At 71.0% G+C, this 23,050-nt stretch carries 16 protein-coding genes; 11 read left to right on the top strand and 5 right to left on the bottom strand.

From position 1 onward, the window contains the following. The 5 genes from IG08_RS0109105 (at position 1) to IG08_RS0109125 (ending at position 11,513) form a co-directional block, all read left to right on the top strand. Complete coding sequence (locus IG08_RS0109105) at positions 1–4,206, top strand: TIGR02680 family protein (protein ID WP_078655504.1); 4,206 nt, start codon at positions 1–3, stop codon at positions 4,204–4,206. After that, positions 4,203–5,471, top strand: coding sequence for a TIGR02679 family protein (locus tag IG08_RS0109110; RefSeq protein ID WP_052424573.1), 1,269 nt, complete (start codon positions 4,203–4,205; stop codon positions 5,469–5,471). The genes IG08_RS0109105 and IG08_RS0109110 overlap by 4 nt, the downstream gene beginning before the upstream one ends. 583 nt (positions 5,472–6,054) lie before the next feature. Further along, positions 6,055–6,954, top strand: coding sequence for a replication-relaxation family protein (locus IG08_RS0109115; protein ID WP_030598622.1), 900 nt, complete (start codon positions 6,055–6,057; stop codon positions 6,952–6,954). Between the two features lie 444 nt (positions 6,955–7,398). Further along, positions 7,399–8,307, top strand: a complete 909-nt coding sequence (locus tag IG08_RS55725; protein WP_078655518.1) for a restriction endonuclease — start codon at positions 7,399–7,401, stop codon at positions 8,305–8,307. 293 nt (positions 8,308–8,600) lie between these two features. Further along, positions 8,601–11,513, top strand: coding sequence for a SpoIIE family protein phosphatase (locus IG08_RS0109125; protein ID WP_234342836.1), 2,913 nt, complete (start codon positions 8,601–8,603; stop codon positions 11,511–11,513). A 27-nt stretch (positions 11,514–11,540) separates the two neighbouring features. Here the strand turns inward: IG08_RS0109125 and IG08_RS0109130 are convergent, their stop codons facing one another. Genes IG08_RS0109130 through IG08_RS0109140 form a run of 3 tightly spaced genes read right to left on the bottom strand, consistent with a single transcriptional unit; the run spans position 11,541 to position 15,402 of the window. Beyond that, positions 11,541–13,979, bottom strand: coding sequence for a xanthine dehydrogenase family protein molybdopterin-binding subunit (locus IG08_RS0109130; RefSeq protein ID WP_030598629.1), 2,439 nt, complete (start codon positions 13,977–13,979; stop codon positions 11,541–11,543). After that, the gene (locus IG08_RS0109135; RefSeq protein ID WP_078655505.1) at positions 13,979–14,521 is read right to left on the bottom strand and encodes a (2Fe-2S)-binding protein; all 543 of its coding nucleotides are present in this window, start codon (positions 14,519–14,521) and stop codon (positions 13,979–13,981) included. The genes IG08_RS0109130 and IG08_RS0109135 overlap by 1 nt, the downstream gene beginning before the upstream one ends. After that, a complete protein-coding gene (locus IG08_RS0109140) occupies positions 14,518–15,402 on the bottom strand; it encodes an FAD binding domain-containing protein (protein ID WP_030598634.1) in 885 nt (294 codons plus the stop codon). The genes IG08_RS0109135 and IG08_RS0109140 overlap by 4 nt, the downstream gene beginning before the upstream one ends. A gap of 867 nt (positions 15,403–16,269) precedes the next feature. On the opposite strand from IG08_RS0109140, the gene IG08_RS0109145 reads away from it, so the two are divergent. From IG08_RS0109145 to IG08_RS0109155, 3 genes are all read left to right on the top strand, one after another. Continuing rightward, entirely contained in the window at positions 16,270–16,737 is a 468-nt protein-coding gene (locus IG08_RS0109145) for a hypothetical protein (RefSeq protein WP_158812198.1), read from the top strand. A gap of 226 nt (positions 16,738–16,963) precedes the next feature. Next, positions 16,964–17,986, top strand: a complete 1,023-nt coding sequence (locus IG08_RS0109150) for an isopenicillin N synthase family dioxygenase (protein WP_052424557.1) — start codon at positions 16,964–16,966, stop codon at positions 17,984–17,986. A 15-nt stretch (positions 17,987–18,001) separates the two neighbouring features. Next, positions 18,002–19,366 (top strand): nucleobase:cation symporter-2 family protein, encoded by a 1,365-nt coding sequence (locus tag IG08_RS0109155; protein WP_030598640.1) that lies wholly within the window; start codon positions 18,002–18,004, stop codon positions 19,364–19,366. Positions 19,367–19,452: 86 nt separating this feature from the next. On the opposite strand, the gene IG08_RS62975 is transcribed toward IG08_RS0109155, so the two are convergent. After that, positions 19,453–19,707 carry a helix-turn-helix domain-containing protein gene (locus tag IG08_RS62975; RefSeq protein ID WP_390898569.1) on the bottom strand — a complete coding sequence of 85 codons (255 nt, stop codon included), beginning with the start codon at positions 19,705–19,707 and terminating at the stop codon, positions 19,453–19,455. A gap of 51 nt (positions 19,708–19,758) precedes the next feature. Beyond that, on the bottom strand, positions 19,759–20,352 hold the full coding sequence (locus IG08_RS0109160; RefSeq protein WP_052424558.1) for a helix-turn-helix domain-containing protein: 594 nt from the start codon (positions 20,350–20,352) through the stop codon (positions 19,759–19,761). Between the two features lie 105 nt (positions 20,353–20,457). Here IG08_RS0109160 and IG08_RS0109165 point away from each other — a divergent pair, with 105 nt between their 5' ends. Genes IG08_RS0109165 through IG08_RS0109175 form a run of 3 tightly spaced genes read left to right on the top strand, consistent with a single transcriptional unit; the run spans position 20,458 to position 23,044 of the window. Beyond that, entirely contained in the window at positions 20,458–20,961 is a 504-nt protein-coding gene (locus tag IG08_RS0109165; RefSeq protein ID WP_078655506.1) for a flavin reductase family protein, read from the top strand. After that, positions 20,958–21,845 carry an MBL fold metallo-hydrolase gene (locus IG08_RS54015; protein WP_052424559.1) on the top strand — a complete coding sequence of 296 codons (888 nt, stop codon included), beginning with the start codon at positions 20,958–20,960 and terminating at the stop codon, positions 21,843–21,845. The genes IG08_RS0109165 and IG08_RS54015 overlap by 4 nt, the downstream gene beginning before the upstream one ends. Then, the gene (locus IG08_RS0109175) at positions 21,842–23,044 is read left to right on the top strand and encodes an amidohydrolase family protein (protein ID WP_030598647.1); all 1,203 of its coding nucleotides are present in this window, start codon (positions 21,842–21,844) and stop codon (positions 23,042–23,044) included. Before IG08_RS54015 ends, IG08_RS0109175 begins: the two co-directional genes overlap by 4 nt. Positions 23,045–23,050 lie beyond the last annotated feature (6 nt).

Below are 23,050 nucleotides of genomic sequence, written 5' to 3' on the forward strand. Positions count from 1 at the left end.
GTGACCGCCCTGCCCACTCCCGCACCTGGCCGGTGGCGGCCGCTGCGTATCGGCCTGGTCGACCTTTTCTACTACGACACCGAGGAGTTCTGGTTCCGGGACGGACGGCTGCTGCTGCGCGGCAACAACGGCACCGGCAAGTCCAAGGTCCTCGCCCTCACCCTGCCCTTCCTCCTGGACGGCGACCTGTCCGCGCGGCGCGTGGAGCCCGACGCCGACCCGGGCAAGCGCATGGAGTGGAACCTGCTGTTGGGCGGGCAGCATCCGCACCCGGAGCGGCTCGGCTACACCTGGATCGAGTTCGGCCGCCGGGACAGTAAGGACAACGCCGCCGGACAGGACCGCTTCCTCACCCTGGCCTGCGGGCTGAAGGCGGTGGCGGGGCGGGGTATCGCCCGCCACTGGTACGCCGTCACCGACCAGCGGATCGGGGAGGAGCTCAGTCTGCTCGACGCCACCGGCACCGCGCTGTCGCGGGACCGGCTCGCGGAAGCCGTCGGCGGGCGCGGCATGGTGTACGACACCGCCACCGCGTATCGCAGGGGCGTCGACGAGGCGCTGTTCGGACTGGGTGAGCGGCGGTACGCGGCCCTGGTGGACCTGCTCATCCAGCTGCGCCAGCCGCAGCTGTCGAAGCGGCCCAACGAGGCGGCGCTGTCGCGTGCTCTGACCGAGGCGCTGCCGCCCATGGACCAGGCGGTGATCGCCGACGTGGCCGAGGCGTTCCGGTCTCTGGACGAGGAGAAGGAGGAGCTGCGGGCGGCCACCGAGGCCGAGCGGGCCGCCTCCGCCTTCCTGGACCACTACCGCCGCTACGCCCGCGTCGCCACCCGCCGCCGCGCCCGGCTCCCCCGCCACGAACACGCCCGCTACGAACAGCTGAACCGCGACCTCGTGCAGGCGGAGAGCGAGCGGTCGCAGGCCGAGGAGGACCGGGAGCGGATCGCCGGACGGATCGCGGAGCTGGAGGAGAGTGCCGCACGGCTGAAGGCGCAGGAGGCCGCACTGCGCGAGGGCCCGGAGATGCGCAGCGCCCGGGAGCTGGAGCAGGCGGCGGCCGACGCCCGACGCACCGCCGGGGACCAGGCCCGCGCCGAGGCGGACCGGGAGCAGGCCGCCCAGGCCCACACCCGCGCCCTGGACCGCCTCGAGAGTGCCGGCAGGCGGCTCGCGGCGGCCGAGCAGCAGGTCGCGGACACGCTCGCCCGCGAGCGGGAGGCGGCCTGTGCCGCCCGCCTCGACGGTGATCTGCCCACCGAAGGCGCGCCGGAGGCCGAACTGCGCCACGCGGCCGAGGAGTCGGTGGCCCGCAGGCGGCGCACCCTCGACCATGTGGAGGAGCTGGCGACGCGCGCCGAGCAGGCCGCCGCCGAGCGGCGCGCCGCCGCCCGCCGCCTGGACGAGGCGCAGACCGAGGCCGGGCACACCGCCGAACGGCACGCGCAGGCGGAGGCCGCTGCGGCCGAGGCGGGCCGGGAACTGGTCGCCGCCGTACGCGAACACCTCGACACCTGTGAGGAGTTGACACCCCGGGATCCGGCGGGCCTGCTGGACGGTCTGCAGGAATGGGTCGCGCACCTCCAAGGCCCCTCCCTCGCGCGCGTGGACGCCGCCGACGCCCATCGCGCCAGGTCCGCGCACCTGGCCGACCGGACGGCCGCCCTCGGTCAACGGCTGGCCGAACTGCACGCCCGGCGCGCCGAGACCGAGCGGGAGCTGGCCGGCCTGGAGGCGGGCGGCCAGCGCGGTCCCACGGCACCCCACACGCGTACTCCCGGCGTCCGCGACCAGGCCTCCGGGGCGCCGCTGTGGCGTCTGGTCGACTTCCACGACCACGTCACCGCCGCTGAACGCGCGGGTCTGGAGGCGGCGTTGGAGGCCTCCGGGCTCCTGGATGCCTGGGTGTGCCCGGACGGTACCGCCGTGTCCGCCGACGGGCACGACATTCTGCTGTCGCCGGGCGCCGCGCTCGCCGGGCCGGTGCTTGCCGATGTGCTGCGCCCGGCTGTGGACCACGGTGACGTACGTGCCATGGCGGTGGGCGAGCAGACGGTGGCCCGCCTTCTGGCCGCCGTGGGTCTCGGCTCCGGCGGCGACACCTGGGTGGCGGCGGACGGCCGCTTCCGGGTCGGAGCGCTGACCGGCAGCTGGTCGAAGCAGGCCGCCGTGTACGTGGGTGAGGGCGCCCGCGAGGAGGCGCGCCGGGCCCGGATCGCTGTCCTGCGCGGCGAACTCGCGGCCCTGGCACACCAGTCGGACCAGCTGCAGGCCGAGCGGGCCACGGTGGCCCGGCGCCGCCGCACCCTGGACGCCGAACTGGCCGCCGTCCCCGACGACGCCGCCCTGCGCGACGCGCACGCGCTGGCCGCGGCGGCCGCGGACGCCGCCCATCGCGCCCGGGCCCGCCAGGACGAACGCTCCGCCGAACTGGCCGCGGCGGCCGGGCAGGAAGCCGAGGCCGCCACCGAACTCACCGACACGGCAGCCGCCGTGAACCTGCCCGCCGACCGGCCGCAACTGGCCGCTGTCCGCCAGGCGCTGGCCGACTACACCGCCGTCCTGGCCGCCCTGTGGCCCGCCCTGCGCGAGCGCGCCGACGCCGGGCGCACGGTCGCCGACGAGCGCGCGGAAGCCGAACGAGCCGGCACCCGGGTGGCCGAACTGGCCCTGCGGGCCGAGGACTCGGCCCGCCTCGCGGCCGCCGCGGACGAACGCCACACCACCTTGCGCTCCACCGTCGGCGCCGCCGTCGCGGAGCTGGAGCGGCGCCTGGCCGCCACCGCCGAGGCCCTGGCCGCGTGCGACCGCGACCAGCGCATCTCCCGCGAGGAGCACACCGCCGCCGGTCGGCGCGTCGGCCATGCGGAGGGCCGCATCGAGCAGTTGGAGAAGGACGTACGCGAGGCCGCCGCCTCCCGCGCCGAGGCGATCGCCTCGCTCCAGCGGTTCGCGGCCACCGGCCTGCTGACCGTCGCCCTGCCCGAGACGGCCGTGCCCCCGCCGGACGGCGGACCGTGGGCGGCCACCCCGGCCGTCGCGCTCGCCCGCACCATCGAGGCGCAGCTGTCGGGCCCGTCCGGCACCGACGACTCCGACGGCGCATGGGAACGCGTACAAAAACGGCTCAGCGAGGAGTACAAGAAACTCCAGGACGCCCTCTCCCGCGGCGGCCACAGCGCCACCGCCCGCATGGTCGAGGACGGCATGATCGTCGACATCGTCTACCAGGGCCGCCGGCGGACCGTGCCCGAGCTGGCCGCGGCCCTCGCCACCGAGGTGACCGAACTGGCGCGCATCCTGTCCGCGCACGAACGCGAGATCCTCGAAACCCACCTGCTCACCGAGGTCGCGGGCACCCTTCAGGAACTGATCGCAGCCGCCGAGCGGCAGGTGCGGGCCATGAACGCCGAACTTCAGGAGCGGCCCACGTCCACCGGCATGAAACTGCGTCTGGTGTGGCGCCCCTCGCGCAAGGCACCTGCCGGACTGGCCCAGGCACGCGAACGCCTGCGCCAGTCCGCGGACGCCTGGGCGTCCGAGGACCGGGCGGCGGTCGGGGAGTTCCTGCAGGCCGAGATCGCCCGCCGGCAGTCCGACGACGCGGCAGGCAGCTGGCTGGAGGTGCTCACCGCGGCGCTCGACTACCGCTCCTGGCACGAGTTCGGCATCGAACGCCACCAGCACGGCACCTGGGTTCCGGCCACCGGCCCCGCCTCCGGCGGCGAACGGGTCCTGGCCGTGTCCGTGCCACTGTTCGCCGCCGCCTCCTCGCACTACGCCACGGCCGCCCCCGACGCCCCGCGTCTGGTCACCCTGGACGAGGCGTTCGCGGGCGTGGACGACGACTCGCGGGCCAAGTGCCTGGGCCTGCTGCATGCCTTCGACCTGGACGTGGTGATGACCAGCGAACGCGAATGGGCCTGCTATCCCCAGGTCCCCGGCATCGCCATCGCCCAACTCTCCCGCGTCGACGAGATCGCCGCGGTCCTGGTGACCCGCTGGGACTGGGACGGGACCGAGCGCGTACGGGGCACCGAACCGGACCACTCCCTGGCGGTACTCCCCGCCCAGGCGGCGTCTTCGCCCACTGCGGTCGGCGCGGCGGCGCCCGGGCCGGCATCTTCGGCCACCGCGACCGGCGCGGCAGAACCCGGGCCCGCGCCGGCCGACGGCAGCGACCCCGGCCAGGACGTGCTGTGGGCATGAGTACGCCCGGGCAGCCCCCGCCCCCAGGAGCGCCCCTCGGGGAACCCGGCGCGCGCCTCGATCGCGACCGTCTCGGCCGCCTGCTCGGCGACCCCGACCTCACCTGGCTGGTCGAGCGCGTCCGACGCCGCATGGAGCGGGACGAACCCCTCACCGGCCCGGTCACGCTGGCCGCCCCCACCACCGCCGAGCGCGCCGCCGCCGAACGCCTGCTGGGCCGCAGCCCGGGGGCCGGACGCTCGCTGACCGTGCGCCTCGACGCGGTGAACGCCGTGCTGCGCCGTTCCGGCATCAGCCCCGAGGGCCTCGCCACGGCCGTGACCGCCCTCACCGGCCCGGTCACCCGGCTCGCCGACGTACGCGAACGCGAGGCGAACGCCTGGCAGGACGCCTACGCCCCACTGGCCACGCTGCGGCCTGAACTGTCCGAGTGGGCCGACCGGTTGCGCAAGGACGGCCTCGTACGCCGCCTCTCCCGCACTCCGCACGCGGCGAAGACCCTGCTGACCGACGCCGCGACGGCCCTACGGGCGCTGCCCGCAACCCCTGCCGTGTCCCTGCCCGCCTTCGCCGCCACCGCGCTCGGCGACGCCCACGCGCTCGACGACACAACCCCGCTCGCCACCATCGTCCTCTCCGGCGTCCGCGCTCTGACCGGATTCCCGGACGGCAGCGGAGCCGAATGGCGCCGCGAGGCCTGGGCCTCGGCCGGCGTGCTCAGGGACGCCCTGTCCTCCACCGTCCTCACCCTGGGTCTGCAGGGCACCGCCGCTCTGGACTGGATGACCGACACCGGCGAACCGGCCGTCCTGACGCTGCGCCAGCTCACCCACAGCCCGCCGAGTACGGCACCTGCCGTCGTGTACGTGTGCGAGAACCCGACCGTCCTGGCCACCGCGGCCGACATCCACGGCCCCACCTGCCCGGCTCTGGTCTGCCTCCAGGGCCAGCCCTCGGCCGCCGCCCTCACCCTGCTGCGCCACCTGCACACCCACGGTTCCACGCTCCGCTACCACGGCGACTTCGACTGGGGCGGCCTGCGCATCGCCGACGCCCTGCTGCGCCGCGTCCCCTGGCAGCCCTGGCGCTACACCGCCGCCGACTACCGCACCGCGGCCGCCGCCACGCCCCTGGCCCCAGCCCTGACCGGCACACCGGCCAACGCCGCATGGGATCCCGACCTGTCCCCGGCCCTGACCGAACTCGGGGTGCGCATCGAGGAAGAGGCCGTCCTCGACACCCTCCTCGCCGACCTCGCGCCCTGAAGCCCGTCGCGCAGGTGGAACGTGGACACCGCGCGACAACGGCCCGGCCGTTCCGGTAGGTAACGCGTCCCTGAGCCATGCGCCAAGGCAACGCGCTCGTTCAGGTGACGGGTCTGGAGATTCCCCTTCATCTCCGCTCCACTCCCCAGGCCCTGGCGGTGCTGCTGGTGCGCGCCGCATTGTTGCGGCGCACGAGCGCGGAGGCGGCCGCCGACGCGCAACCCGACCAGCAGCGGCCCCGATCCCCCGCCGGCACGCACCCGCCCCTTCACCCGCCGTCCCCTGTTTTTCTTCTGCTTTGGGGGCGAGCGCGGGGGTGTGCAGAGGGGGATGTCGGGCTGCCGACCACGCCGACAAGTCCATGATGACCTGCGGATACGCCGCCCCCGCGCGAGGAGGAGCGGGCACATGTCGGCGGGGATATCGACGCAGATGTCGGCCCGGTCGAAGGCGGTGTTGTCGCATCGTGACCGTGGTCGGGCCCTCATGGTCGCAAGGCTGGTCGGGGTTGGCTGTTGCCGTGGCCGGTACGCGCGGCGCCGTACCGGACGGTGCCGCCCTGTACAGGAGAGGCGGGCCGGCGATGACGGACGTGGATGCGGGCGGTGGGGATCGGCTGGCGTTGGCGGTGCTGGTGCAGTACCGGATGGCCACCACCGAGCAGATGCACCGGGTGATCGCCCCGGGAGTGCGCAGCGAGCAGACCCGGCGCAGGCTGGCCAAGTTGCGCGAGGAGGGGCTGATCGACCGCATCACCCTGCCCAGGGCCGGCCGACTGCGGGTGTGGTTTCCCACCTCCTACGGCGTGCAGGTCGCCTGCGAGTGGCCGGAGTTGCGCGGCCGGCGGCCACCGAAGACAGTGTCCGACCCGACCGCCGCACGGCTGCGGGTCGGACACACGCTGACGGTGACCGAGACCGCACTGGTCTTCCTCGAGGACGCCCACCGCCGCGGCGAACTGTGCCGGCCACTGGACTGGATCCCCGAGGTCTACCACCCCCTCGGGGGCGGTGAGGCCGTCATCCCCGACGCGCTCATGTACTACCGGAGCGGCCGGGAGGGCGGCGACGGGCCGATGCTGCGGGCGTTCGTCGAGGTCGACCGGGCCACCATGGGCCCCGAACGCCTCGCCGCGAAACTCACCGCCTACGCCCGCCTCCACAACTACGTGCCCACCTCCCCGGGGCAGCGCCGGCAGACCCTGGGGCAGGAGCCGGTGCAGGAAGCATGGCGTCGGCACTACCCGCTCTTCCCCCGCCTGCTGTTCGTCCTGGACGGCACCGGCCCCGCCGGCATCACCACCCGCATCCACGCCCTGCACGCGGCCGCCAAAGACCCGGCGTTGCCCCTCTTCATGCACACCGTCCCCGTCCTGGCCGCGGCGCTGGCAGACCTGCGCACCAAAGGCCCCTCCCAGCCCGTGTGGCACCCCGTCCAGGACCCCGACCGCAGAGTCGCCTGGAGCTGGTCGCCGCATGCGTAGACGGCCTGCGCAGCCGCTGCACACCAACCACCGCCGACGCACGGCAGCTGCGCAGAACCCGACCACGGACCGGCCACCACCCCGAAACCCCGACCATGGCCCTGACCACAGCGATGCGCAACCCACTGCGCACCGAGCGCACACCGCATGCGCAGTACGCGTGGACGGCTGCGCAGTCAGCGCACGCAGGCGAAAAGAAGTCTGCGCAGCCGCTCACCCACCTGCCGTGGTCGTGCGCATGGTCGCCCCGGCCAACGGGCCCACCACAGCCGTCGCACTGCTGGCTTTGCACCGCTTTCGGCTACTGCGCTCACCACGACACCGCATACCATGGGGCAGCCCGGCGCCGGCCTGCTCTTCCTCTGTCAGGTGTGTGTTCCGCTCTGCCTTGGGCAGTGACCTGCCGAGCCGGGAGCGAGTACATGAGGGGGGAACGTGGCCGAGATGCCGCAAAGGGCTGTGCCGCCGCAGCCGATGCAGATTTCGTCTTGGCAGCAGGCCGAGCACAACGCAGCCCGCTGGATGCGCCACTGGGGCTATACCGATGCCGCCGCACGCCCCGGAGGCCCGGACTCCGGTATCGACGTCCGCGCTACCGGCGCACTGGGACAGGTCAAGTACCAGGCCGCCCAGGTCGGGCGTCCGGAACTGCAACGTTTCGTAGGGGCGCGCCCCTACGGATCGACCGCACAGCTGATCTTCTTCACCGGCAGCGACTACGCGCCCACCGCCGTGGCCTACGCCCAGGAGTGGAACATCGCGCTCTTCAGGTACCGCCTGGACGGCACGATGACGCCGGTCAACGACACGGCACGCCGCATCCACCGCTCCTCCGCATCCACCGTGCCCATAGCGGCTCGGAACCCCGAAACGGCCGAAGCGCAGACGTTCTGGAAGCGGAACTGGCGTGTGGTCGCGGGTGTTTGTCTCCTCATGGCACCGCTGGGCTCGATCGGAGACGAGAAGACCTACACCGGCCCGCTCGCCCTGGACGTCCTGAAGTTCATCGGTATCCTCCTGGTGTGCTGGGCGCTCGGCACGTTCCTGATAGCCACACGGTTCGGCGTCCGCAACTCCCTCAAGACCCGGCCCTTCCGAGCGGGCATCGTTTCCCGGCCAGGAACGGGCCCGGCGACAACGGTGGGCAGGACTCGTGCGCCACGCCCCACGCACGACCTGGCCCCAGCGTCCTCCACAACCCAGCAGGACGGCCTGGTGGCTGAGGCCGCACGTCTACTCCGTACCGGCAGCAAGCAGCACCACGTCGACAAGATCCTCAGAGATCGCGGCGTCGGCTTCATGGAACGAGGCCGCGTCCTTACCGAAGCCAAGAAACTCAACAAACGTTCCTGAGGATCGGCCTCACTCCGTGACGAATCCGATTCAGCGCAACGAACAGAATTGAGGGAACGCCGACACCACCGGCGGGCCTCCAGCCCCGACGGCTCATCATGCAGCCGTTCAAGGGCCTCCCTGTCCGCCACACCCGATTGACCTCAAGCGCCCCTCAGCCTGACCCGGCGTGACGTACCGCTGCCACCGATTACGGGGCAGAGCCAGCGATACAGTGTATGTAGGCCAATTCACGGCGGGGCTTCACACGCGACCCTTCAGGAGATGCGGTGACGGCTGGGAACGCGAGGCCCATGAGCCGCATCGAGCAGCCGGAGGCGATGCGGCTACGGTTGCTGGCGGCCAGCGACCACGATCTGTCGATGGCCGAGGCACTGAACGTGGCCCTTCAGCAGGTGACCGCTGACCTGGGTGGCCTCGGCGGCTTGGTGCACTGGCGCGACCCCGGTTCTGATCGGTTGCGCTTGGTGGCGGCCAGCGGACTTGCGCCGGAACTCGCCGGGGCATGGGCGAATCTCCGTGCGGACGAGGACGTGCCCCCCGCACGCGCCTTGCGCAGCGGCGCCTTCGTCTGGGTGGCCGAGGACAGCCTGGGGATCGGGGCCTCCGGCACTGCGGCAGTGCCGCTGCTCGGTACCAGCGGGCGAGTCGGTGCGCTGTCCGTGCTCATGGCGGGGCCCGACGAGCCGGATCCCGCGCAGCGGTCCTTTCTCGGCTCCGTGGCGGTGTGGGCGGCCGGACACCTGGAAAAACGTCACGCTACGCCGTCGGGTGTCGTCTCGGCGCCCGGGGAACCGCCGGCGATCGACTGGCCCGGTAGGGAGATGCCCCGCGCGGTTGCGATCAGGCATTGGGAGTACGACGCCGCGGCCGGTTCCGTAACGCTCACCCAGCCGGTCATCGACATGTCCGGCGAGTCGCTGCAAGCGGTCGACGAGAGCGCGGACCTCTGCCGGCACCTTCCGGGCATTGAGGATCTGCCGACGTTCACAGCTGACATCCGTAAGGCGTACGACAGCGGGACGGCGCACGACACCGAATACCGAGTGCACCACAGCGACGGCACATTCGGGTGGGTGCGAGCGCGCGGCCACATGGTGCCGGGTGAGGACGGCACCTCTGCCCATATGGTCGGCACGCTGTGGGGCCCGGCTCACCCACAAGCCACGGGGGATCCGGCCGTCGCCGCCCTTCGTGACATGGACGAAGGATTTCTGGCGGTAGACGAGGACTGGCGGATCACCTTCGTCGACGAGGAGGCCGAGCGTCTCCTCGGCCCCGGCCGGACGCCGCTGGGCAGCGCTCTCTGGGATATTCCCGTAGGCCGCGCACCCGGTCTCGAAGCCCAGTGCCGGCGCGCGTCCGCCGAGAGGAAGCCGATCGGTTTCGATCTCCACGGGCCGACCGATCAGCGCGTCCGCCGTGTCCGGCTGGTCCCCTTGCAGGGCGGCGGGCTGACGATCTACTTCGCCGGCGTCACCGACGAACGACCAGAGGGAGCCGAGCGATCGGCCGGCGAGCGAAGCGAGATGGGGGTCCCCCCGGCCGGAGGCTGGGGGAGGGTCGCGGCTGGGCGAACCGCCCGGATGAGTGAGCTGACGGCGGCGCTGGCCGAAGCCGTCACATCCAGCGACGTGGTAAAGGCCGTCGCGGAGCGTGTCCTGCCGCCCTTCGGCGCCGACGGGCTGGTGGTCAACGCGCTTGAGGGTGGCCGGCTGCACGTGGTCGGATCCGTCGGATACACAGAGGAATTCCTGCGCCAGATCAGCGGGATCTCGCTCACGAGCCACATGGCGATCGCCGAAACGCTCCGCACCCGCACTCCCGGATTCGTCGAGTCGCCTGCCGAATATGTCCAGCTCTATCCCCAGTTCGAGGGCTTTGTGGCCGCGTCGACCAAGAGCGCATGGGCGTTCCTGCCTCTCATCGCCTCCGGGCACGCGATCGGTTGCTGTGTTGTCTCCTTCTCTCGGCCGCGCTCCTTCAGCGAGGAGGAACGCACCCTGCTGATAGCCCTGAGCGGGCTGATCGCGCAGGCACTGGATCGGGCCCGGCTGTACGACGTGGAGCACACCCGCGCCCAGGAACTCCAGCGCAGTCTGCTCCCCAGGACACTGCCCTCCCTGCCGGCCGTCTGCGCCGCCGCTCGCTACATGCCCGCGGGGAAAGGCGAAGAGGTGGGCGGTGACTGGTACGACCTGATCCCGCTGTCCGGCGATCGGGTCGCCATCGTGATCGGCGACGTCATGGGGCACGGCATCGCCGAAGCAGCCGTCATGGGGCAGCTGCGCACGGCGGTCCGCGCCCTTGCCGACCTCGAACTGGGTCCGGACGAGCTGCTCAGCCACCTCAACGAACTCGTCTCCGGCCTCGGCGACGACAAGTACGCCACCTGCTCCTACGCCGTGTTCGACCCCGTCACCCGTATCTGCTCGCTCTCCTTGGCCGGTCATCTCCCGCCTGTCATCGTCCATCCCGATGGGACGGTCCACTGCCCGGAGCTGGCCAGCGACCCGCCGCTGGGCGCCGCCGAACCCCCCTTCGAGACGCACGAGCTGCATCTCCCGGACGAGAGCCTTCTCGTGTTCTGCACGGACGGCCTCGTCGAATCCGCCACCCGGGACATCGACAAGGGATTGGCTCAGCTCAGGCAGACGCTGGCGAAGGCTGTGGCCCGGCCCTCGTTCTTCCCGACCGGCACCCAGCACGGTGACACCAGGCGCCTCGATGAGCTTTGCGACGTCATCGTCTCGGCTTTGCTGCCCGACCGTGAGCAGACCAACGACGACGCGGTCCTCCTCGTGGCCCACACCCGAGGCACACCTGTCGACAGCGTCGCCTCGTGCAGCCTTCCGGACGACCCGCGGGCAGCCGGCCAGGCCCGGGAATACGTCCGCAGCCAGCTGGCCGTCTGGGGTCTGGACGATCTAGCCATGACCACCGAGCTCCTGGTGAGCGAACTGGTCGGCAACGTGATCCGGCATGCCAGCGGCCCCATGCGCGTGCGCCTGCTGCGCAGCCGGTCGCTGATCTGTGAGGTCTATGACGGCAGCCTCACCAGCCCGCGCATCCGGCGCGCCGCCTACACCGACGAAGGCGGCCGGGGCCTGCACCTGGTGGCCGCTCTCTCTCAGCGGTGGGGCACTCGCCATCTCGACGAGGGCAAATGCATCTGGACCGAGCAGGACCTTCCGCTCGCCCATTGATCTGCCGACCGGCGCCGGTGGCGGACATCAGCCCGCCTCCGCCCGGCCGGCGCCGGCCTGTACCGCTGCCACGATGTCCGAGGGCTTGACCGGCAGCTGCCGAACCCGCATCCCGTACTCCCGCAGAGCGTCGTCGATGGCCGCCGACACGGCCGCCGGGGCCACCATGCGGCCGCCCTCGCCGCCGCCCTTGATGCCGTACTCGGTGAACGGCGAAGGCGTCTCGACGTGCCCGATGCGGAACGCCGGGACCTCGCCCGCGGTGGGGATCAGGTAGTCCCTGAAGGTCGAGGACAAGAACTGCCCGTCCTCGTCGTAGGCCAGCTCCTCGTAGAGCGTGGTCCCGATGCCCTGCGTGGCGCCGCCGGTGACGTGGCCGCCCAGGCTCCTGGGGTTCACGATCGTCCCGGCGTCGTGCACGGCCACGTAGTCGAGGAAGGAGGGGATCCCGGTGTCGGGGTCGACTTCCAGGACCGCGATGTGGCAGGCATGGCCCATGATCGGGTAGAAGACGCCGAAGTCCGAGCCGTCCGGGGCCGGCAGCGTCGTGTACGGATGATCGTAGGTGTAGGACTCCTCCAGTCCGCTTGTCGTGCCCTCGGGCAGGCTGAGCGCGAAGAAGTAGGCGGTGCCCGCGAGCTCCGCGAGGGTCAGCCCGGTCTCCGGGGCGTCTGTGACCTGCACGCGCGCGTCGACGAGTTCGAGGTCCTCCGCGGCCACTTCGAGGGTGTGCGCGGCGATCTGGATGAGTTTCCTCCGCAGCTTGCGCGACGCGCCCCGGATCGCACCGGCCACCATGACGGTGTAGCGGCTGCCCCCCGGGCCCGTGCTGGGAAGCGCGTGGGCGGAGTCGGCGTACCGGACGTTGACGCTCTCCGGCGGGATCCCGAACTCCTCGGCGAGGACGGTGGCGCCCACCGTCTCGGGGCTGTTGCCCCACATCGACTGGCAGTGCAGCAGGAGTTGGAACTGCCCGGTGGGGTCGATCGTCACCGTCGCGCTCTCGGGACTGGAGGTGACGGGCAGGACGGGCTTTTCCACCAGGGACCAGAACTCGGTGGAGCTGAAGACGCTGCGCTCCTGGGTGGTGGCCAGGCCGATGCCGATACAGCGGCCCTCCTCCGCCCACAGCCGCTTCTGTTCTGCGCGCCACCTGTCCAGGTCGATCATCGACAGTGCCTTGTCCAGTACGGCTGGGTAGTCACCGCTGTCGTAGACGTTGCCGCCGGGGATCGTGTAGGGGAACTGGTCGGGCTGGATGAAGTTGCGGCGGCGGATCTCCTCCGGAGCGAGCCCGAGCCGGGCCGCCCCGGAGTCGACCAGCCGCTCCAGCACCCAGTTGTGCACCTCGGAGCCGAAGCCGCGGTAGGCGCCCTGCTGGCACTTGTCGGTGAGCACGGCCCGCAGGCGGTACCTCACGTCCCGGAACCGGTACGGGCCGACGACCTGCGAGAAAGCGTTGCCGTGGTGGCCGACGCCGAACTGCATGTAGGCGCCGTAGTCGTCGACGACGTCGATGTCGAGACCGACGATCGTGCCGTCGGCACGAAAGCCCATGCGGGCTTCGTAGTAGCGGTCGCACCCGTGGTGGTCCGAGTTCACGATGTGGTCGATCCGGTCCTCGACGTACGACACCGGGCGACCCACCCGCAGGGCCAGGAAGCCGGCGAGGGTGGGCACCTTGTGCGCGGCGAGCTTGCTGCCGAAGCTGCCACCCGCCGGGACCGGCTTCATGGTCAGCTTGTTCGACGGGAGCCTCAGCGCGCCCGCGATCAGGAAGGCGAAGTAGCTGAAGTTGAGCGAGTTGCAGTAGATCTCCAGTACGCCGTTGAAGCCGGGCTGGGCCACCGCGCCCGTTGTCTCCATCGGCATTCCGGCGGAGCGGCCCCAGTGCAGGGTGTCCTCGACGACGAGGTCGGCCCCGGCGAACGCGGCGTTCACATCGCCGAACTCGAAGGTCCGCTCGCAGCCGATGTTGCTGCCGTGCTCCTCGTGCAGCACGGCGGACTCGGGCTCCATGGCCGCCATGGGATCGGTGACCGGCGGGAGGTCCTCGTAGTCGACCTCCAGCAGGTCCACGCCGTCCTCGGCGAGGTACCTGCTCTCCGCGACGACGGCCGCCACGGCCTCGCCGACGTAGCGGACCTTGTCCACGGCCAGCGGGTACTGCGCGACGGTGGCCGGGCCGAAGTTCATGCAGGGGTTCATCTTCGCCTTGCAGTCCTCGCCGGTGAGCACGGCGACGACTCCCGGCAGCCTCAGTGCCTCGGTGGCGTCGACGGACCTGATCCACGCGTGCGGTACGGGGCTGCGCAGGATCGCGGCGTGCAGCATGCCCGGCAGTCTGAGGTCGGCGATGTACCCGCCGCGGCCGACCAGCAGCCGAGGGTCCTCGACCCGCTTGCGGTCCTTGCCGATGTACTTGTAACCGGGCTTCTGGGCGGTGTCCGTGTGCTCGGTGGTCATCAGGAACGACCTCCCGCGGCGCCGTCGGCCGTCGCTTCGCCGCGAAGCTTGGCGCCGGCGGACTGGACCGCGTTGACGATGTTCTGGTAGCCGGTGCAGCGGCACAGGATCCCGGAGATCTCGTGACGCACCTCGGCATCGGTCATCTCACGACCGGTCTCGATGATCTCCTTGGTACGCAGCACCATCGCGGGCGTGCAGAAGCCGCACTGCAGCCCCTGCTCCTCGGCGAAGGACTCCTGGATGGGGTGCAGCTCCGTCGGGTCGACGGACAGGCTTTCGACGGTCTCGACCGTGTGCCCGTCCCCCTGGACGGCCAGCATCAGGCAGGAGCGCACCGAGTGGCCGTCGAAGAGGACGTTGCAGCATCCGCACACGCCGTGCTCGCATCCGAGATGCACGCTGACCAGGTCGAGTTCGTCGCGCAGGAAGTCGGCGAGCGTGGTGCGCGTCGACACCTCGCGGGTCACGTCCCGCCCGTTGACGCGCATGGTCACGGTCCGACGGGCGATGCCGTACTTGGCGGCGGTCGAGGTCGTCACTTCCCGTTGCTCCTCTCGCGGGCGCGTGCCACGGCCGCGGTGATCGCGCGCGACACCACGACGGAGGCGAGGTGCCGGCGGTAGGCGCGCGTGGCGTGCAGGTCGTCCTCCGAGGTCACCGAGGGAACGATCTCCTTGGCGGCCCTGGCGATGTTCTCCTCGGTCGGGGCCTCACCGATCAGTGCGCTCTCCACCGCGGAGGCGCGGACCGTCGTGTCGGAGATACCCAGGACGCCGACGGAGACGGAGGTGAAGCGGCCGTCCTCGTCGAGGTTCACCACCGCGGCGGCGCCGGCGAGCGCAAGGTCGCCCACGCGCCGGGCCACCTCCACGAAGCCATGGCCCGCGGTCCACGGCGTCACCGGGTAGCGGATGGCGACGAGGACCTCCTCGGGCTCCAGGGCCGTGGTCATCCAGCCCTGGAAGAAGTCCTGGGCCGCGATGGTGCGCGTGCCCGACGGCCCTTGCACGACCACCGTCGCGTCGAGTGCCACCGCCGTGCACGGCAGTTCGGCAGCGGAGTCGGCGTGCGCCAGGCTGCCGCCGACCGTGCCGCGGTGCCGGTTCTCGATGTGGCCGATGTAGCCGGTGGCCTCCGGTAGCAGCGGGACCAGTTCGCCGACCAGCGGGTGGTCCTCCAGCTCGTACTGGCGAACCCCGGCGCCGACCTCCAGGATGCCGACCCGGCGCTCGATCTTCTGCAGGTCACCGATCTTGTTGATGTCGATCAGTGCCTCCGGCCTGGCAAGCCGCATGTTGAGCAGGGGGAGAAGGCTCTGTCCTCCCGCGAGGACGAGGGAGTCGTTGCCGTACTCGCTCTTGAGCGCGACGGCCTCATCGACGGATTCGGGATCGCAGTACGTGAATGGAGGCGGCTTCATCGCCTGTCCTTGGTTGCGGCTCCTGGGGAAGGAGCAGGTGACCAGGCCCGGAGCCGAGGTCGGCTGCGGACGGTTACCCCGAGATTGCGTCGCGCGGTTCGTCAGGTGATTGTGGGTGCTCCACAGGCTCCGAGACGGTTCATACGCGGATGCCCATGGGCCCTCCGGCCCTGGGCGGGGTCCGAGCCATGCGCGGGTGTTCAGGGGCAGTCATCAAGGTTCACGACGATGGCCTCCTGTGTGCTGTGTACGACGCACATCCACACCGGCCCGGTGTCACTGCCGTTCTCCTTCTAGTGCACCACACCTGGCGCAACGACGACGAAGTGTCCCGGAACGCTCGCGGACCTGGTCCCAGCCGGTCGCCGACCCACCGACGGCCGACGCCGCCGAGCACGTACAGGGCCGTTTCGGGCTCGCCGTGATGGTGACGCCTGTCTTCACACCCACCGAGAGCACGACGGACAGTCCCCGGATCCCCGTCTTCTGCCTGCTCACAGCGCCAGAAGTCGAGTGTGGCCTTGGCGCGGGAACAGCGACGCGCGATGGCCGCCGTGGCTGCCGCTTTGGCCACAAAACCCCATGCCACAGACCTTGGCCATCGATCCTGAATGCGCTCCCCCTGCGCTCCCCGCCCTCTGGCGAAGCAATACACCTGCCTGAACGACCCCTGCAGACACCACGCTGGCACAGCTTGTCGAGATCGCACAGGCGCGGCAACGCGCCCAACGCTCGCAGATCCTCTCTCACACCCCGCACGCAGACGAGCGCGGCGGCACACACAGCAACAGCAGAAGCAGCACGAGCGGCCCGTCTCCGCCTCGGACGTCGGCCGGGTCTTCAGTGCCTGTGCTCTCCGGTACGTCGATGTGCAGCAACTTGGGCAAGTCGGCGGTGACGACCACGCTCCGCGGCGGCTCCACCGACATGGGTAACGTCTCCCACGTCGTCCCGTCGATCCATCCCGCGATCGGCTCTGACTGCGGTGACACGATCATGCACAACCCCGAGTTCGCCAGGTCCGGTGTCACCACCCAGGCGTACCGCGCGGTCCTCGACGGCGGCCGGCCTGGGCATGGCCTGGACAGCCATCGAACTGGCCACCGATCCTTCGCAGCGGGCCGCTCCGCGGCGACGGCCGGCGGAATGCGGGCCTGCTGGCGCGGCGCCAACGAGGTGCTCGGGCTCGACGCCTGCGCAGACGGTGTGGTGCCGGGGATCAGGGCCGACCTCGTGCTGCAGCGTTTCGACCGGGACTACGCGTGCCTTCCGGTACGCGACAGGCGCAGTGCCCGCCTTCCCGCGGCGTTCCTCGTGGACGTGCTGTCGCAGTAACAGAACTGGTTCTCGGACGAAACATGATGCCGCCAGGCTGACTTCATCGCGCATGGCCCCTGTCGACGGGGCATATGCCAGCCCGCGGCGCCGGACCCAAGGACGGGTCCGAGGTCGACCGTGCCCGCGGACCTCTGTGTGTCCGCGGTGGGGGTGCAGGGGCGGTGACTGCACCTCGTAGGACTCGGAGAACACCACTCCGACGTACTCAGGAGTACTTGCCGCGATGACTGACATCACGACGCGTGCTGTGCCGCACACGACGCCTCGATCGACGTACGACCTCGCCGAACTCGACAGGGAAACCCGCATGGGCGGGGCCGGCACCGAGACCACGGCGCGGGAGATCCGCCGCATCGACCTCTCCGACTTCGAGGCCCGCAAGGCCGAGATCACCGAGGAGCTGTGGGCGGCGGCCACCGACATCGGGTTCTTCCAGCTGGTCAACCACGGCATCGAACAGGCCCTGGTGGACGAGGCGTTCACGAACGCCGAGGGATTCTTCGCGCTGCCCGAGGCCCAAAAGGCCAGGCATGGGCTGAAGAGGGGCCTCAACTCAGGGTGGGAGTCCATGACCCAGGTCAGGCCGTCCGTCAGGACACCGGACCAGAAGGAGTCGTACCAGGTCACCCGCCCTCACATGGAGGGGCTCTGGCCCGACGACGTGCTGCCCGAATTCCGGCTGCGCGCCCTCGACTTCGAGACGCGCTGCCGCGAGGTGGCCATGCGGGTCCTGTCCTGCTTCGCCGACAAGCTGGGCTTCGACAGCGACTTCTTCGCCCGCGCCCACGACCCGCGGAGCGAGCACTACCAGTCCACCCTGCGGATGCTGCACTACTTCGCGCTCCCCGAGGACGCCGAGCCCGACCCGAACGTGTGGCGGGCCGGTGCGCACACCGACTTCGACTGTCTGACACTGCTCTTCCAGCGGGACGGACAGGGCGGGTTGCAGGTGTGCCCGGGGAAGGAGGCCGAGGCACAGGAGTGGACTCCCGTGGCGCCGTCGGCCGACGTCATCACCTGCAACATCGGCGACATGCTGATGCGGTGGAGCGACGACCGGCTTCCGTCCAACTTCCACCGGGTCAAGTCCCCGGGCCCCGGCGAGGACCGGGGCGCCCGCTACAGCATCGCCTTCTTCGCCCAGGCCGACCGTGACGTGGTGGTCGAGGGGCCGGATGGCCGGTATCCGCCGATCACGGCGGAGCAGTACATCCAGCAGCGCATCGCCGCCAACTTCGCACGGTAGAGGGGATTTGTTGTGATGATGTCCGCGAAGCGGCGGGCGCCGTTCGGGCGGCTCGCGGTGCTGGGCCTCCAGCACGTTCTGGTGATGTACACGGGCTGTGTCACGGTGCCGCTCGTCTTCGGCGCGGCCGCCGGGCTGGATGCCTCGACCATCGCTCTGCTCATCAACGCCGACCTGCTGGTCGCGGGCGTCGTCACCATGATCCAGGGCGCGGGCGTCGGGCGGGTGCTCGGCGTCCGCATGCCCGTGATGGCCGGCGCGGCCTTCACCGCCGTGACGCCGATGATCCTGATCGCCGGTGAGTACGGGCTCCAGGCCGTATACGGTTCGATGCTCGCCGCCGGGATCTTCGGCCTGCTCGTCGCCTGGCCGTTCGCCAAGGCGGCGCGCTTCTTCCCGCCGCTGGTGAGCGGTGTGGTGATCACCGTGGTCGGCCTGGCGCTGATCGGGGTCGGCGTCAACCTCGTCGTCGGCAGCGACCCCAAGGCGGCGGACTACGCGGCGCCGTCGCGCCTTGCCCTCGCCGCCCTCGTCGTCATCGTGATCCTGCTGGTGGCGAGGTTCGGCCGGGGCTTTCTGGCTCAGACCGGCGTCCTGCTCGGGCTGCTGGCCGGTACCGCGGTCGCGGTACCGCTGGGAATGCTGGACCTGTCCGCCGCCCGTGGCGCCGACTGGATCGGGGTGAGCGCTCCGTTCCACTTCGGCGCGCCCGAGTTCCCTCCCGTCGCGGTCATCTCCATGTGTGTCGTGATGCTGGTCCTGTTCGCCGAGTCGACCGCGGACCTGATCGCGGTCGCCGAACTCACCGGCAAGGAGCTGACGACCGCGGACATGGCGCGCGGGCTGGCCGCCGACGGACTGTCCGGGGTGCTCGGCGGAGTGATGAACGCCTTCATCGACACCGTCTTCGCCCAGAACGTGGGCCTGGTGTCGATGACCCGGGTACGAAGCCGTCACGTGGCCACCGTCGCGGGCGCCATCCTGGTTGCCCTGGGCCTGGTTCCCAAGCTGGGGGCGGTGGTGGCCGGGCTGCCCGGACCGGTCGTGGGCGCGGCGGGACTGGTCATGTTCGCCACGGTCGCCGCCGTCGGTATCAGCACACTGCGGAAGGTCGAGTTCGAGGGAACGCACAACCTGCTGATCGTCGCCGTGTCGATCGGCGTGGGCATGGCGCCCGACGTGGCACCGGACCTCTACTCCCGTTTCCCGGACGGTGTGCGCATCGTGCTGGGCTCACCGGTGACGAGCGCGACCCTGATCGCCTTCGGGCTGAACCTGGCCTTCAACCGGACCCGCCCGGCGCGCACCGCGGACGACGAGGCAGAGGCAGACAAGCAGACTCGGCCGACGTCCACCACCCCTGCTGAATACGTCCCATAGCGCGGGCCCCAGGGCGACCGCGCAGGGCCGCCGGACGGAGTGTGCACCTCGAATTCTGTCTCGCCTCCACCACGTAGACGAACTCGTCACCGGGGTGCTCGAAACAGCCCGGAAGTCAGCGTCGAATCCTCGTATTCCACCGGGTGGAGGTGGAGCGGGGCGGTGCCTGCTGGATGGTGCCGAGGGCACGGGCGATGCGGTGCAGCGAAAGCATGCTTGGGGCGGGTCAGACCGCGTTCGAGCCGGCTCAGGAAGGGGTGCGACAGCCCCGCGAGCTGGACGAGGGTCAGGCCCCGCTCCATGCGCAGGCGCCGGATGGCGGCGCCGAGTTCGGTACGCAGGTCGGCGTCGCCGGGAGCGTCGGCGCACCCTGTCGCTCTTTGCTCGGCGTTCTAGTGAGGGGCGTTCTGTACCGTGAGGATGCGCACCCCGGAGAGGTCCTGATCTTCCGTCAGAACCCGCCACCGGTGTGAGGTTCCGCCTGGGTAGAGCAGGCTGTCGCCGGCGTGGAGGCGGTGCAGTTCGCGGCCGCCGGGGCCCAGTAGGTCGACCTCGATCGCGCCGTGCACCACATAGAGGAACTCATCGCCCGGGTGGTCGTAGTACTCCTCGAAGGCGGTGGGTCCTCCCGTGTATTCCACCGGATGGACGGCGAATTGGGGTGCCCCGAGCATCCGGGCCGAGCCGCCGCTGTTGGCGACGGGGGTGCCGGTCCCTTCCCGTACGACATGGATGTCGGCGGGGGAGGTTGCCGAGTGTGCCAGCAGGGCCTGTTGGGTGGTGCCGAGCGCCTGGGCGATCCGGTGCAGCGAGGGCATGCTCGGGCGGGTCAGACCGCGCTCCAGCTGACTGAGGAAGGGGTGCGAAAGGCCTGCGCTGCCCGCGAGTTGGACAAGGGTGAGGCCGCGGTTCTTGCGTAGCCGTCGGATCGCGTTGCCGAGCTGCTGGTCCGGATCGGCGGGGGTTTCGGTGGGGCGGTCTGCCATGACGGAGATCCTAAGCGGTCACTTCGGGGTGGGATTTACTCCCGCGAAACACATATCTCTTACGCTCAATGTTGATGTGATGAACATTCTAGGCGAGGAGCCCGAATGACCGCGACCACCGCCGACCGACCCGCCACGGCCGGATTCCTCGATGCCATGGCCGCTCTCGCGGGCGGCGTCTGCGTCGTGACCGCCGCAGCAGCCGATGGCGCACCTGCCGGATTCACCAGCACCGCCGTGATGAGCCTCAGCCGCACTCCGGAGCTGATAGCGATCGGTGTCCAGCGCGGCAGCCGCACCCTGCCGCTGCTCCAGGACGGCGGCAGGCTCGCCCTCAACATCCTTGCCGCGAACGGCGAATCCGTCTCACGGCGGTTCGCCGATCCGGCCGCCGACCGGTTCGCCGGGCTTGAGTGGACGACGGGAGAGGGAGGTGTGCCGCTGCTGCTCACGCAGAGCACGTACGCCGTTGTGTGCCGCGTACGGGAAGAGGTGGCGGCCGGGGACCACCTGCTGCTGATCGCCGACATCGAGGAGATCATCCCCGGCCGAGGCCGGATCAGCGCTCTCGTCCACCACGCCCGCCGCTATCACGGCATCGGCGCATGAGCGGGCGCGACTGGTTCTCCGTACAGGAGACCGGGCCCGGGACCTTCCTCATCGCCGAGCCCGGGCACGTCAACAGCTATCTCGTCGTGGGCGACGACCTCGCCCTGCTGTACGACACCGGGATGGGCATCGGGGACATCGGGCGCGAGGTGCGCGCACTGACCTCGCTGCCGCTGCTCGTCGTCAACTCCCACCACCACTACGACCACCGGGGCGGCAACGCCTCACTCGTGGGCGAGGCCAAGGACTTCGCCGTCCACGAGGCGGGCGCAGACCTGCACGGCGAGCCCGCACCGCGCGAGTGGCTCGAGACGTACGAGCACATCGCCCAGGACATGCGACAGCGCTACACCGAGCTGAGCGCACTCTCCGCCGAGGGCTTCTTCCTCACCGACTCGCGGATCGAGGTGCGGCCCGTCCCCGAACTGACCCAGTGGCGTATCGACGCGGTGCGACCGACCCGGCTGCTCAGGGAAGGGGAGCAGCTCGACCTGGGCGGGCGGAGGCTGCACGTTCTGCACACCCCCGGCCACTCCCCCGACGGCATCTGCCTCTGGGAGCCGGACAGCGGCCAGCTCCTCGCCGGCGACACCCTGATCAGCGGTGCTTTCTTCGCCCATGTGCCGGGCGCCGATGTACCCGCCTTCGCCGCATCGACTCGACGACTGGCTGAACTCCCGGTCAGGACAGCCCTGTTGGGGCACAACCTCCGCCACCGTGAGGGCCATTACTTCGTGGGGCGGGTCGCCGAAGCCTTCGACCAGGTGGTACGCGGACGGACCCGCCCGGTCCGCCGCCAGGACATGTTCGGCGAGCCTGCGATGTGGCACGCCTTCGACGGCTTCGCGGTACTCACGGCACCGGAGAACGGGGACGCACGATGACGGCGACGGCACTGCTGCTGCGCGGGGCGCGGCTGCCCGAAGGGCAGGTCCGGGACGTACTGATCGAGGACGAGCGGGTGTCGGCCGTTGCGCCGACCGGTCAACTCCCCTCCGCAGGTGAGGAGATGGACCTCTCCGGCTTCATGCTGCTGCCCGCCCCCGCCGAACCCCACGCCCACCTCGACAAGGCCCTCACCTGGGACCTGGCCGGTGCACCGCCCTGCGACCTGCCGGGGGCGGTCGCCGCCTGGCGCGGGTATGCCGAGCAGGTGACGGAGGAGGACGTGCTGGTCAGGGCCCGCCGCGCTCTGGACGAGCTGGTCGCCAATGGTGCGACCGCCGTCCGCACCCACGCCGACATCCTGCCCGGCCCCGATCCGCTCCGGGGGCTGCGGGCGCTGTTGCGGCTGCGCGAGGAGCTGAGCGAGCGGGTTGCACTGCAGATCGCCGTACTCCACATCGAGGCGCCCGACGAAGTCCTCGACCAGGCACTGGAGTTGGGGGCCGACCTGCTCGGTGGCTGCCCGCACCTCTCCGAAGACCCGCAGGCCGCTGTCGCCCGCGCCCTGACCATCGCCGAGCGGCACGGCGTCGGCGTCGATCTGCATGCGGACGAGCATCTCCGTCCGGACCCGAAGGATCTGCTGCTGCTCGCCCAGGCGGTACGGGAGCGGGGCTTCGCCCACGGTGCGACCGCCAGCCACTGCGTGGGACTGGGCGGCCTGGACCCGGCCGAGGCCGCCCGGATCGCCAAGGAGGCGGCGGCATCCCGGATCGGGGTCGTCGCACTGCCGCTCACCAACCTCTACCTCCAGGGCCGCGACACCCCTGCCCGCACCCCGCGCGGTCTGACCGCCGTACGCGCCCTCCTGGACGCGGGCGTGCCCCTGGCCGGGGGCGGCGACAACATCCGCGACCCCTTCAACCCGGTGGGCAGGGCCGACCCCCTGGAGACCGCCGGACTCCTCGTCGCGGCAGGTCATTTGACGCTGCCCGAGGCCGTTCACGCGGTGACCACCGGCGCCCGCACGGTCCTCGGGCTGCCCGCCGCAGGGCCGTACGAGGGTGCGATCGCCGACCTCCTCGCCGTACGGGCCGACTCGCTCTCCGGGGCTGTCGGCGCCTCGTACCCGGACCGGATCGTCTTCAAGGGCGGGCGAGCGGTGAGCCGCACCACGGTGGTCCGCGAAGCGCTCTGACTGGTC

The organism is Streptomyces fulvoviolaceus (genome assembly GCF_000718165.1).
Classification (GTDB): Bacteria; Actinomycetota; Actinomycetes; order Streptomycetales; family Streptomycetaceae; genus Streptomyces; species Streptomyces fulvoviolaceus.